Source organism: Acidaminococcus sp., from assembly GCF_057597765.1.
In genome coordinates this window covers 125,892-137,608 of the sequence record NZ_DBMBXK010000002.1, presented here as the reverse complement: position 1 = coordinate 137,608, position 11,717 = coordinate 125,892, and the positions used below count along the sequence as shown (strand labels likewise).

Here is an 11,717-nt window from a genome sequence, read left to right as displayed (position 1 = left end):
CCCATGGAAATCGTCAAGATCGGACCCTACCAGGTGGGACAGGGTCACCCGCTGCTGATCATGGCCGGCCCCTGCGTGCTGGAAGGCTACGAACGGAGCCTGGCCATCGGGAAACGGGCCAAGGCCATCTGTGAAAAGCTGGGCCTGCCCTATGTGTTTAAAGCTTCTTATGATAAAGCCAACCGGTCTTCCCTGGATTCCTTCCGGGGCCCGGGCATCGAAGAAGGCCTCCAGATCCTGGCCCAGATCAAGAAAGATCTGAATGTGCCGGTGATTAGTGACGTCCACGAAACCTGGCAGGTGGAAAAGGCCGCCGAAGTCCTGGACATCATCCAGATCCCCGCCTTCCTGTGCCGGCAGACGGACCTGCTGGTGGAAGCCGCCCGGACCGGGAAAGTGGTCAATGTGAAGAAAGGCCAGTTCCTGGCACCCTGGGACATGAAAAATGTGGTGAACAAGATCGTGAGTTCCGGCAGCCGGAACCTGATGCTCACCGAACGGGGCGTCAGCTTCGGCTACAACACCCTGGTGACGGATATGCGGAGCCTGCCCATTATGCGGGACCTGGGCTTCCCGGTGATCATGGACGTGACCCACAGTGTCCAGATCCCCGGTGGACAGGGCACCAGCTCCGGGGGCCAGAGCAAATATGCGCCCCATATGGCCCGGGCGGCGGCTGCCGTAGGGGTTGACGGGCTCTTCATCGAAACCCACGACAACCCGAAAGAAGCCCTGTCCGACGGCCCCAACATGATTGCCCTGGATGATCTGGAACAGGTCCTGGCGGACGCCAAAGCCATCGACGCCATCGGCCGCAGGGAGGCGTAACCGGTATGTTTGAAAAAGCCAAAGAAGCACTGCAGATCGAAGCGGATTCCATCCTGGAGCTTCTGCCCCGGGTGGATGACCATTTCGGCGCCGCTCTGGAGATGATCCTCCACTGCAAGGGCCGGATCATCGTCACCGGCATGGGCAAATCCGGGATCATCGCCCGGAAAATCGCCGCCACCCTGGCCAGCACCGGCACCCCGGCCTTTTTCCTCCATCCGGCGGAAGGCATCCACGGGGATCTGGGCATGGTCACGGACATGGATGTGGTCCTGGCCCTGTCCAACAGCGGGGAAACGGGAGAAGTCCTGAACATACTGCCCTCCATCCGGCGGATCGGCGCCAAAGTCATCGCCATGGTGGGGAATCCGGAATCCACCCTGGCGAAAAATGCGGACATCGTCCTGAACGTGGGTGTGAAACGGGAAGCCTGCCCCCTGGGCCTGGCTCCCACCAGCAGCACCACGGCAGCCCTGGCCTATGGGGATGCCCTGGCCATGGAACTCCTCAGTGCCCGGAAATTCACCCCGGAAGAATTCGCCATTTTCCATCCCGGGGGCAGCCTGGGACGGAAGCTGCTGCTTACGGTGGACGATGTGATGCACAAAGGGGACGAAAATCCCCTGGTCCATGCGAACATCAGCGTCAAGGACGCCCTGTTCATCATTACCGACAAGGGCGTGGGGGCCGTCTCCGTTGTGGATGACAACCAGCACCTTCAGGGACTTTTGACCGATGGGGACATCCGGAGAGGCATCGCCAAGGATCTGGACTGCCTGAACCGGCCGGTTTCCCAGATGATGACCAAAAACCCCAAGACCATCCTGGATCACAAACTGGCCGCCGAAGCCCTGCATCTTATGGAATCCAACAAACCCCGGCCCATTACCGTCCTGCCCGTAGTGGATCAGGACCGGAAAGTGGTGGGGCTGCTGCATATTACTGATCTGGTACACCAGGGAGTGGTATAAATGATTACAGAAGAACAACTGGCCAAGATCCGTCTCCTGGCCCTGGATGTGGACGGGGTCATGACCGATGGCAGCATCATCATCGGACAGGAAGGGGAACTGTCCAAGCATTTTGACGCCCGGGACGGCATGGGCATCAGCCTGGCCCTCCGCCACGGCATCCAGGTGGCCCTCATTACCGGCCGCCACAGCGAAATCGTCCTCCACCGGGCCATGGAACTGGGCATCAGCTCAGTTTATGAAAATGTGATCTACAAAGGCAAGGTGCTGGAGCAGGCTTCCAACGAACTGGACATTCCGCTGGAAGAAACCGCCTTTATGGGGGATGATCTCAACGACCTGCCCGCTTTCGGACGGGCGGCGGTGACTTTTGCTCCTGCAGATGCCGCCCCGGAAGTCCGGGAACGGGCCATGCTGGTTTCCGCCTGCAACGGCGGCCACGGGGCCGTCCGGGACGTGATCGAACGGATCCTCAAGGCCAAGGGCCTGTGGGACGGGATCATCCGCAGTTACGAAATCCAGGGACAGGGAGACAGACAGTAATGCTTTACGGATTTTTGAAAGGCCTGAGCCGGTTCCTGTCCCTGCTGCCCTACAAATTCGTAGTGCGGCTGGGACGGAATTGTGGTAAACTATACTGGCATATTGCCAAAAAACAGCGGGTGCGGGCGGAAAAAACCATCCAGGAACGGATGGGGGTCACGGCCCGGGAAGCCCGTGCCATCATCCACCGGCTCTTTTTGAACCTGGGCATGACCGCCATGGAGATCCTCTACATGCCGGCTCTCAACAAGGACAACATCCGGGGTCTTGTAAGCTTTGACCGGCCGGATATCCTGTGGGAAGCCCTGGCCAAAAAGCGGGGGGTCGTGATGCTGGCCTGCCACATGGACAACTGGGAATGGCTGGGAGCCGCTCTGGCCCTTAACGGATTTCCCCTCAGTGCCGTGGAGAAGCCCCAGCCCAACCCGGTATACAGTGATTTCCTCAATGAGCTCCGCCGGGGGGTGGGACAGGAAATCTTCGCCCGGGGCACCAACGAGATCCTGGGCTGCGCCCGTGCCATGAAAAAGGGACGGATGCTGGGGCTCATCGCCGACCAGGACGGAGGCTACCATGGGATTTTCGTTCCCTTCTTCGGGAAGATGGCTTCCACCCCGGAAGGGCCGGCCTATTTCGCCCGGAAGTTCAAAGCTCCGGTGGTGCCCATCTTCATGGTCCGCAAACCCAGCGGCTATGGCCACCAGGTGTTTGTGAAAGAACCCATTTACTATGAAGATACCGGCAATCGGGAAAAAGATAATTATAAGATTACCCTGAAAATGACCCAGGAAGTGGAAAAGATCATCCGCCAGTATCCGGACAACTGGATCTGGTTCCAGCACCGCTGGAACACTCCCTGGAACGGGTAAAGAAAGGATGCCTCCATGCTCGCAGAAAAACATCGTACACTGCTGGTGATCGCAGCCGCTGTGCTCCTGATGGGGGGCGTCATTGCCTGGCTCCTGAGCAGCAAGCCCACCGCGGGCACTGTAAAGGACAACGGCAAGGATGTGCTCCAGGAAGTGAACGGTTCCACCATCCAGGAAACGAAAAACGGGAAAAAAGTCTGGGAACTTACCGTCCAGTCCCTGCTCTATGACAAAAAAGCCCAGCTGGCCCACATGAAGGGCATCAGCGGGACCTTTTACCAGGACGACGGCCGGACCATGACCGTGACTGCTGACGAAGGGGAAGTCCACATGGATACCAAGGACGTGGTCCTTACCAAGAATCCTCACGGCACCACCTCCGATGGAGGGGACGCAGTGGCGGACAAATTCACCTGGATCAACAAAGATCAGATGGTGGTGGGTGAGGGCAATGTCCGGCTGAAGAAAGACGATACGGTGGCCACGGCGAAAAAGGCAACCTTCAATGTTGCCCTGGACCAGGCCAAACTGGAAGAGGATGCTCACGTACAGAAGGGAGAATTTTAATGCTGAAAGTGAAAAAATTTGCAGTGCTGGGACTCCTGGCAGGCCTTCTGTCCGTTACTTCTGCCTGCTGGGCGGCATCCGCCATCAGCGGGGACCAGGTCCAGTACGATTTCAAGACCGGCCAGGCCGCTGCCGTGGGGAATGTGAAGATCCGTCACGATGACGGCACCGCCAGTGCGGAAGAAGCCGATTACAACACCAAGACCGGGGAAGGGAAACTTACCGGGTCCGTGGTGGCGGACCAGAAGGATGCCCATCTGACCAGTTCCGAACTGATCATCAAAAACAAGGGAAAGTTCCTTTCCGCCATTGGCAATGCGGTGCTCCGGAAAGAGGACAAGACCCTCCGGGCCGCCCAGGTGGATTACGATTCCGATGCCCAGTTTGCGGAGACCATTGGATCCTGGGCCCAGCTCACCATGGATGACGGGTCCAGCCTGGATGCCGCCAACATGAAATACAACATGGGCACCGGCGTGGCCAACGCCGACGGCAACGTGCGGCTGATCAGCCCGCCCCGGAACCTGACTGCCAGAGCGGACCGGGTCATCTACAATACCAAGGAAGCCGACGGCACCATCCGGCTCATCGGCCATGCCACCGCCACCCAGAATGACGACACCGTCAGCGGGGATACCCTGACCATTACCGGAGCCGGCGGCAAAGTGGCCATGGGCGAAGGGAACGTGAAGATGGTGGTGATGCCCCAGGACAGCACCTCCCAGAAGGAGGAGAGCGGGGCACAGCCGGTATTCAGCCTGGCAGGGCTGGCCAATGTGCCGGAATTCCTGTATAAGTTTTACAACTGGCCCGGCCATCTCATGACCATCGGCCAGACTGAAATTGGATAAAGGGAGTCAAGAGTGAAGATACGTGCGGAAAAACTGGTAAAAGAATACGCCGGGCGGCGGGTGGTCAACGAAGTCAGCCTGGAAGTGGAACAGGGGACCATTGTGGGACTTTTGGGGCCCAACGGTGCCGGGAAGACCACTTCCTTCTACATGATCGTAGGACTGGAACATCCGGATACCGGCCATGTGTACCTGGATGACGAGGACGTTACCGCTCTTCCCATGTACAAACGGGCCCTGAAGGGCATTGGCTATCTGCCCCAGGAAGCCTCCATCTTCCGGAAACTTACCGTGGAAGAGAACATCATGGCCATCCTGGAAGAAATCGAACCGGACAAGGACAAACGCCGGCAAAAGATGGAAGACCTGATCCAGGAATTCCACATCGGCCACATCCGGAAAAGCAAGGGCAGTGCCCTGTCCGGAGGCGAACGGCGGCGGGTGGAGATCGCTCGGGCCCTGGCCACGGACCCCGGCTTCATCCTGCTGGACGAACCCTTTGCGGGCATCGACCCCATTGCGGTGGCGGATATCCAGGTGATGGTGGCCCATCTGGCCAAACGGGGCATCGGGGTGCTGATCACCGACCACAACGTCCGGGAAACCCTCAGCATCGTGAACCGGGCCTATATCCTCAGCGCCGGGAAGATCCTGGTGGAAGGCACCAGCCAGCAGGTGGCCGAAGATCCGGTGGCCCGGAAGTTCTATCTGGGCGATAATTTCAGAATGTGAGGCTGCTCATGTCCATTTTAGATAAGTACATTTTAAAACAGATGATGCAGCCCTTCCTGTTCGGGGTGGCTGCCTTTTCCACCATTTTTGTGGCCAGTTCCTTTCTGTTCCGGGTGACTCAGTACATCACCCAGTACGGGGCTTCCTATTCTTCCCTGATTCGGCTGTTCCTGTGTCTCATGCCGGAAGTGATCAACTATACCTTCCCCATGTCCATGCTGCTGGCGTCCCTGCTCACCATGGGGCAGTTGTCCAGCAACAGTGAAATCACCGCCATGCGCAGCGGGGGGCTCAGCTTCCGCCGGATTGCCGCTCCCATCCTGGCTGCCGGGTTCGTGGTGAGCCTGTTTTCCGTGGTGTGGGCCGAAAAGGTGGTGCCTCCTGCCAAAAGCGAATATGAACGGATCATCAAAGTGGAGATCAAGCGGGACACCAAGCCCCGGACCCAGAACCATGTGCTGATCAAGCAGGTGTCCAAGGGCCAGCTGGTACGGCTTACCTATGCCCGGACCTTCGACGAGAAGCAGGGGATGATGAAGGACATTACCATCGAAGACTGGGACAACGGAAAAGTGGCCCGGATCCAGCGGACCCCCCAGGCCAAATGGACCCAGGGGACCTGGATCATGGAAGGGGGCACCATCACCGACCTGACCGGGAAAGACGGGGTGGCCCGGACCATGACCTTCGACAAACAGGTGCTGCCCATCAGCGAGACCCCCAAGGCCATTACCCTGGACCAGAAAGATCCGGACCAGATGACCATTGGGGAACTGAAGATGTACATCGACATCCTGAAACGCCAGTACATGCCCACCAGCAAGTATGAAATGGAAATCTACCGCCGGTTCACCGTGCCTCTGGCCAGCTTCTTCTTTGCCCTCATCGGGGTGCCGTTGGGGGTCCAATCCCAGCGGACCGGGGCGTCCATGGGCCTGGGCTTCTCCGTGGTGATCATCTTCATCTACTATTCCATCATGACCTTCATGACCGGACTGGGCCAGGGCGGCGTGATCCCGCCCCTGTTGGCCGCCGCCACCCCCAACCTCCTCTGCGGAGCCTTCGGGTGTTGGATGATTTATAAAAAGGATAATGTATAGCAAAAAGCTGCCGGAAGGCAGCTTTTTTGCGGTCGCGGGCCCTGAGCCGCGGGCCGCGGGCCAATTGTTCTGCAAATCCGAATGAAACGTGAACTTTTGTTCACGGTATGATATAATAAATACCATATATGGACAAGCAGCCGTACTTCCGGCTGCACCAACAAAGTCCGCAATCCGCGACCTGTGGCTCGCGACCTGCCAAGGAGGGAAATCCCATGATCCTCATCACTGCCGTCGATGATTCCGGCGGCCTTTTGTTCAACCACCGGCGCCAGAGCCAGGACCGGGTCCTTCGGGCCCATATCCTGGATCTGGTGGGAGAGGCACCCCTTTGGATGTGCTCCTATACCGCCGGCCTGTTCGACCCGCCTGCGGCCAATATCCGCGTGGCGGAAGAGTTCCTGGACCAGGCCGGGCCCGGGGAATACTGCCTGCTGGAGGACCGTTCTGCAGTTCCCTATCTGGACAAAATCGAAAAGATCATCCTCTACCACTGGAACCGGGCCTATCCCGGGGACTTTTTCTTCGACATCGACCTGAATCAGGGCTGGCAGAAAGTTTCCTCTGCGGATTTTGCCGGTTCCTCCCATGACAAAATTACAGAAGAGGTATACGTAAAATGAAAAAATTCACAGCCTTCCTGTCCGCTCTCCTGGTTTCCCTGTCCCTGGTCTTCACCGCCTGCGGATCCACCAAACCTGCCGCCAAAAAAGCGGCTCCCAAAAACAGCACAAAGGTGACCCAGCAGGTGGGGAAGAATCAGCCCTCCTTTGACATTTCTTCCATCCCTGCCTTTACCAACAAGCCCTATGTGGTGCTGAACAACAATGTGCCCGATTTCCCCGACAAGGACAAGACCAAAAAGTCCTTTGAACGGTACAGCGACCTGGACAGCCTGGGCCGCTGCGGCCCCGCCTATGCCAATGTAAGCCGGCAAACCATGCCTACGGAGAAACGGGGCCCCATCGGCAGCGTCAAGCCCTCCGGCTGGCAGACCGTGAAGTATGAGGGCATTGATGGGAAATATCTGTACAACCGGTGCCATCTCATCGGGTATCAGCTGACAGCGGAAAACGCCAACCCCAAAAACCTGATCACCGGCACCCGGTATCTCAATGTTACCGGCATGCTGCCCTTTGAAAATATGGTGGCCGACTACGTAAAAGAAACCAACCACCATGTGCTGTACCGGGTAACTCCCATTTTCCAGGGGAATGATCTGGTGGCCCGGGGCGTACAGATGGAAGCCTGGAGCGTGGAAGACAAAGGAGCCGGCGTTCAGTTCAACGTGTTCGTCTACAACAACCAGCCCGGCATCACCATCGATTACAAGACCGGGAAAAGCCGGAAAGGGTGATCTGATTTCTTGCCTGTGAAACCCGCAGGCCGGGAAGGGCGTGCCTTTGGCGCGCCCCTACCTCGTTGGGATCAGATGTCCGATCCTACGGTCCGGGAAACAGATTTTCCGCTGTATCTTCGACACCAACGTTGTAGGGGCTCCCCGCAGGGGAGCCCGTCCCGGCCGCCCGGAGGGCAGATATATTCAAAAGCAGATGCGGCAGCATCTGCTTTCCATTGGCCGCTGACCGCATAAAACCGGAGCTCATCCACGAGCCCCGGTTTTATGCTATAATGTACAGGATAATATACACACGAAAGGAGAGCGCATCCCATGACCGGCATTACCCTGATCCTGGTTCTGGCCCTGATGGGCGGACTGATCGCCTATCTGGGAGATAAACTGGGAAGCAAAATCGGCAAAAAACGGCTCCGGCTTTTTGGCCTGCGCCCTCATGACACCTCCGTGGTCATGACAATTGTCAGCGGCATGCTGGTTGCCGCCCTGACCATCACCGTCCTGACCATTGCCTCCAAGGAGGTCCGCACGGCCCTGTTCGGCATGAAGCAGATGCGGGCGGAAATCGCCTCTCTTACCGCCACCCGGGACAAGGCCAACGAAGAACTGTCCGCCCAAAGTGCTAAAATCGAAGAACTGGACCAAAAAATCAGCGAAGCCACCCAGGCTGCGGAACAGGCACGGCAGCAGAAGGCTGCTGCTGAAGCCCAGATGAAGGACGCCCAGGCCCAGATGCAGCAGGCCCAGGCCGACCTGGGGCAGCTCCAGGCCCGGTATGCGGAAGCCAGCACCCGTCTCCAGGAGGCCCAGGAACAGGTGCGCCAGGCAGAAGCTGCCCGTGACCAGCTCCAGCAGGACGTGAAATCCCTGGAAGACACCGCCAAAAAACTCCGGGAAGGTATTGTGGCTGTCCGGGAGGGCCATGTGGTGTTCCGCAGCGGCGAAATCCTCTATTCCGGAGTGCTGAAAAGCGGCCAGAGCGAAGAAAACACCCAGAAACAGCTTCAGGATTTCCTGAACCAGGCCAACATCCAGGTGGCCGGCCGCATCGGAGTGGATCCTTCCACACCGGTGATCTGGCTCAGCCGGGAAGCGGTGGAGAACGCTGCTTCCAACCTGGAAAAAGCCAAAGGGGACATGTACGTCCGTGTCTGCGCCGCCGGCAACATCCTGTCCGGAGAAGTGGTGGTATCCCGTCTGGAAATGGTGGGGGACAAGGTGGTCTATCCGGAAGATACCCTGATCCTTACCCAGTCCATTACCGTGGATCCCAATTCCAACGAATCCGACCTGGCCCTCATGGCCTTCCTGAAGGCCGTGAACCGGGCAGCACAGGCCGATGGAGTGATTCCCAACCCCATTACCGGGGACGTGGGGGCCATTACCAGCACCGAACTGTCCAACGCCAGCGAAAAGATCCGCAGCCTGGGCGGCAAAGTGGTAATCACCGCCAAGGCCCGCCGGGATATTACCGTGGCCGGGCCTGTATTGCTGGATCTGGAAATCCGTCCTGTGGGAGGTCTGCCTCGTGAACAAAACTGAGCTTTATCTGGGGGTGGATCCGGGCCGGGATAAAACCGGTGCCGCCCTGGTGGCCGGGGATGGAACCCTGGTCCGCCAGGCCATCCTGCCTACGGAAGGGTTCCTGGATCATCTGAAAGAGTTCCTGGCCGCAGACCGTCCCGCCGGCTGCGTACTGGGGGACGGCACAACTTCAAAAACCATGCATCGGCAGCTGGCGGAGGCGTTTCCCCAGCTGCCCCTTTATGAAGTGGATGAATACGGCAGCACCCAGGAAGCCAAGAAACTCTACTGGCAGCTGAATCCGCCCCGGGGATGGAAAAAGCTGCTGCCCACGGCCCTGCTTTCTGAACCGTCCGCAGTGGATGGACTGGCAGCTGTGGTACTGGTCAAAAGATTCCTTTGTGATAAAACAGTGAAATAACGGACTGATGAGTCACAGAATTGACTTTGATAAAATACGAAGAAACAAGGCACAATCTGGCGAAAATGGAAACTTTTCCCCAGGTGCCTTGTTTCTTTTTTTTTACCATGCTACACTGGCAGTGTGAAGAAATTCACGCCGTCCCGCTGATGGGCCAATGGATGGAAGAATCCGGAATGTGTACGTAGAGGAAACAAGGATACTCGCACGGAAAAATCTGGAGGATGCCGGAAAGGAAACCCGGGGGCAGGACAAATATCATTCAAGGGAGTGTTTTCCTATGAAAAAATCCTTAGTATTTGCCATGGCTATGGCTCTGGGCGTCAGCGCTACTGCTTTCGCTGCCAACCCGTTCTCCGACCTGCCTGCTGGCCACTGGGCTTACGGCGCTGTTGCCAAACTGGCTGCTGCCGGTGTAGTTGACGGTTATCCTGATGGCACCTTCAAAGGCGACAAGACCATGACCCGTTATGAAATGGCTCAGATCGTTGCCAAGGCTCTGGCCAAAGGCGCTATCGGTGCTGATGACAAACTGGTCAGCGAATTCGCTGATGAACTGGACAACCTGGGTGTTCGCGTTGCCAAACTGGAAAAGAATGCTGACAACGTAAAGATCACTGGGAACGTTCGTATGAGCTACCAGGACAACAAAGGCGGCAAAGTTCCCGGCGGTTCTTCTGCTTCCCGTCTGCGTACCCGTCTGTTCCTGACCGGGGAAGTCAACGACAACTGGCATTATGTTTCCATGCTGGAAAACAACCAGTACTTCGCTGGCCGGAACGAATCCGGTGATTCCGACACCTCCTTCCAGAGAGCTTACCTGAATGGTAACATCGGTGTCTGGAACATCACTGCCGGCCGTTACAACAAGACCATTGCTGAAGGCAACGTATACGATAACCGTGTAGATGCTGTCGAATTCAAAGTTCCTTTCGGCCAGACCTACTTCAGCGCTGCTTACGGCAAGATGGCCAACAAAGATGAATATGGCTGGACTCCTTCCAAAGTAACCGATGGTGATTCCGTAGCTGACAAGTTCTGGAACGCAGAATTGGGCGGCAGCATCGGCAACCTGGATCTGGCTGCCACCTACACCAAGGCTGACGATGTGAGCCCGGTGATCGACAACGGCCTCACCGGTGACAACAAAATCTGGACTGTTGGGGCCAACTACAAAGCCGGCGACTTCAAGATCGGGGCCATGTACCTGAAAGGTGACGATGACACCCTGGCAAACAGCGACTATAAGAACGGCGATGATGACGGTTATGTAGTATCCCTGGGCTACAAGGGTGCTGCTGCTTCCAAACCTGGTTCCTGGGGCCTGTTCGCCAAGTACTATGATCAGGGAGCTCCCACCATCATTTACCATACCATGAACGGTATGTGGGATTCCTTCAACGGGGAAGGCTTCAAAGGCTATCAGGTTGGCGGCAACCTGACCCTGGCCAAGAACATGGTAGCTCAGGTTGAATACTACGACATGAAGGGCAAAGAATCCGATTCTCATGCCCGGACCCTGTGGTCTCAGATGGTAGTAACCTTCTAATTCATCATTCCTCCTTGGGTATCCATCTCTTTAGGATGGGACCCAGCCAGTCCCTATATATCCGCCTTTTTAAGGGCGGGGGACCCAGCCAGTCCCTTCTATATCCGCCCTTTTTAAGGGCGGGGGACCATGCGGAGCATGGTGGTGGGTTTTTCATCACCAATATAAAAAGGACGATTCGTTGGAATCGTCCTTTTTTCGTGCTATAAATTTTAAAATATGTGATAAAAACATGAACTATAAAGAATAAAACAAATAATAATGTAATCCATAGCCAAAATAAGTTCACAAATTTGCTTTTTTCTGTAATCTTGTGTTAAAATAACACCGTGACAAGAAGTTGTCACAATAGTAATGCGAATTTCACAGGGACAGAACGCTGAAAGAGCCAGAGGAAACAAGGAT

Annotated in this window: 13 protein-coding genes; all 13 read left to right on the top strand. The window is 56.8% G+C overall.

The features are described from left to right. Positions 1–3 precede the first annotated feature (3 nt). Positions 4–828 (top strand): 3-deoxy-8-phosphooctulonate synthase, encoded by an 825-nt coding sequence (gene kdsA / locus ACZOF8_RS01840; protein ID WP_487426504.1) that lies wholly within the window; start codon positions 4–6, stop codon positions 826–828. 5 nt (positions 829–833) lie between these two features. Then, positions 834–1,799, top strand: coding sequence for a KpsF/GutQ family sugar-phosphate isomerase (locus tag ACZOF8_RS01835; protein ID WP_487426503.1), 966 nt, complete (start codon positions 834–836; stop codon positions 1,797–1,799). After that, positions 1,800–2,342, top strand: coding sequence for a KdsC family phosphatase (locus tag ACZOF8_RS01830; protein ID WP_487426502.1), 543 nt, complete (start codon positions 1,800–1,802; stop codon positions 2,340–2,342). After that, a complete protein-coding gene (locus tag ACZOF8_RS01825; RefSeq protein WP_487426501.1) occupies positions 2,342–3,211 on the top strand; it encodes a lysophospholipid acyltransferase family protein in 870 nt (289 codons plus the stop codon). Before ACZOF8_RS01830 ends, ACZOF8_RS01825 begins: the two co-directional genes overlap by 1 nt. Positions 3,212–3,226: 15 nt before the next feature. Beyond that, positions 3,227–3,778, top strand: a complete 552-nt coding sequence (gene lptC, locus ACZOF8_RS01820) for an LPS export ABC transporter periplasmic protein LptC (RefSeq protein ID WP_279127788.1) — start codon at positions 3,227–3,229, stop codon at positions 3,776–3,778. Continuing rightward, positions 3,778–4,629: an LptA/OstA family protein gene (locus tag ACZOF8_RS01815; protein WP_487426500.1), complete on the top strand. Its 852-nt coding sequence runs from the start codon at positions 3,778–3,780 to the stop codon at positions 4,627–4,629. Before lptC ends, ACZOF8_RS01815 begins: the two co-directional genes overlap by 1 nt. A 12-nt stretch (positions 4,630–4,641) precedes the next feature. Further along, entirely contained in the window at positions 4,642–5,361 is a 720-nt protein-coding gene (gene lptB, locus ACZOF8_RS01810) for an LPS export ABC transporter ATP-binding protein (RefSeq protein WP_302574071.1), read from the top strand. 8 nt (positions 5,362–5,369) lie between these two features. Further along, a complete protein-coding gene (locus tag ACZOF8_RS01805) occupies positions 5,370–6,461 on the top strand; it encodes an LptF/LptG family permease (RefSeq protein ID WP_303225112.1) in 1,092 nt (363 codons plus the stop codon). 215 nt (positions 6,462–6,676) lie between these two features. After that, positions 6,677–7,084 (top strand): ribonuclease Z, encoded by a 408-nt coding sequence (locus ACZOF8_RS01800; protein WP_303225111.1) that lies wholly within the window; start codon positions 6,677–6,679, stop codon positions 7,082–7,084. Continuing rightward, a complete protein-coding gene (locus tag ACZOF8_RS01795; protein ID WP_487426499.1) occupies positions 7,081–7,818 on the top strand; it encodes a DNA/RNA non-specific endonuclease in 738 nt (245 codons plus the stop codon). Before ACZOF8_RS01800 ends, ACZOF8_RS01795 begins: the two co-directional genes overlap by 4 nt. A 315-nt stretch (positions 7,819–8,133) precedes the next feature. Then, on the top strand, positions 8,134–9,360 hold the full coding sequence (locus tag ACZOF8_RS01790) for a DUF3084 domain-containing protein (RefSeq protein WP_303225109.1): 1,227 nt from the start codon (positions 8,134–8,136) through the stop codon (positions 9,358–9,360). Next, positions 9,347–9,763: a RuvC family protein gene (locus ACZOF8_RS01785; protein ID WP_288310492.1), complete on the top strand. Its 417-nt coding sequence runs from the start codon at positions 9,347–9,349 to the stop codon at positions 9,761–9,763. The genes ACZOF8_RS01790 and ACZOF8_RS01785 overlap by 14 nt, the downstream gene beginning before the upstream one ends. Positions 9,764–10,043: 280 nt before the next feature. Beyond that, positions 10,044–11,312 (top strand): S-layer homology domain-containing protein, encoded by a 1,269-nt coding sequence (locus ACZOF8_RS01780; RefSeq protein ID WP_487426498.1) that lies wholly within the window; start codon positions 10,044–10,046, stop codon positions 11,310–11,312. Positions 11,313–11,717 lie beyond the last annotated feature (405 nt).

Coding starts and splice junctions, on each gene's coding strand:
- ACZOF8_RS01815 (WP_487426500.1), top strand. CDS start 3,778: ATGCTGAAAGTGAAAAAATTTGCAGTGCTGGGACTCCTGGCAGGCCTT.
- ACZOF8_RS01790 (WP_303225109.1), top strand. CDS start 8,134: ATGACCGGCATTACCCTGATCCTGGTTCTGGCCCTGATGGGCGGACTG.
- kdsA (WP_487426504.1), top strand. CDS start 4: ATGGAAATCGTCAAGATCGGACCCTACCAGGTGGGACAGGGTCACCCG.
- ACZOF8_RS01825 (WP_487426501.1), top strand. CDS start 2,342: ATGCTTTACGGATTTTTGAAAGGCCTGAGCCGGTTCCTGTCCCTGCTG.
- lptC (WP_279127788.1), top strand. CDS start 3,227: ATGCTCGCAGAAAAACATCGTACACTGCTGGTGATCGCAGCCGCTGTG.
- ACZOF8_RS01800 (WP_303225111.1), top strand. CDS start 6,677: ATGATCCTCATCACTGCCGTCGATGATTCCGGCGGCCTTTTGTTCAAC.
- ACZOF8_RS01830 (WP_487426502.1), top strand. CDS start 1,800: ATGATTACAGAAGAACAACTGGCCAAGATCCGTCTCCTGGCCCTGGAT.
- ACZOF8_RS01795 (WP_487426499.1), top strand. CDS start 7,081: ATGAAAAAATTCACAGCCTTCCTGTCCGCTCTCCTGGTTTCCCTGTCC.
- ACZOF8_RS01780 (WP_487426498.1), top strand. CDS start 10,044: ATGAAAAAATCCTTAGTATTTGCCATGGCTATGGCTCTGGGCGTCAGC.
- ACZOF8_RS01805 (WP_303225112.1), top strand. CDS start 5,370: ATGTCCATTTTAGATAAGTACATTTTAAAACAGATGATGCAGCCCTTC.
- ACZOF8_RS01835 (WP_487426503.1), top strand. CDS start 834: ATGTTTGAAAAAGCCAAAGAAGCACTGCAGATCGAAGCGGATTCCATC.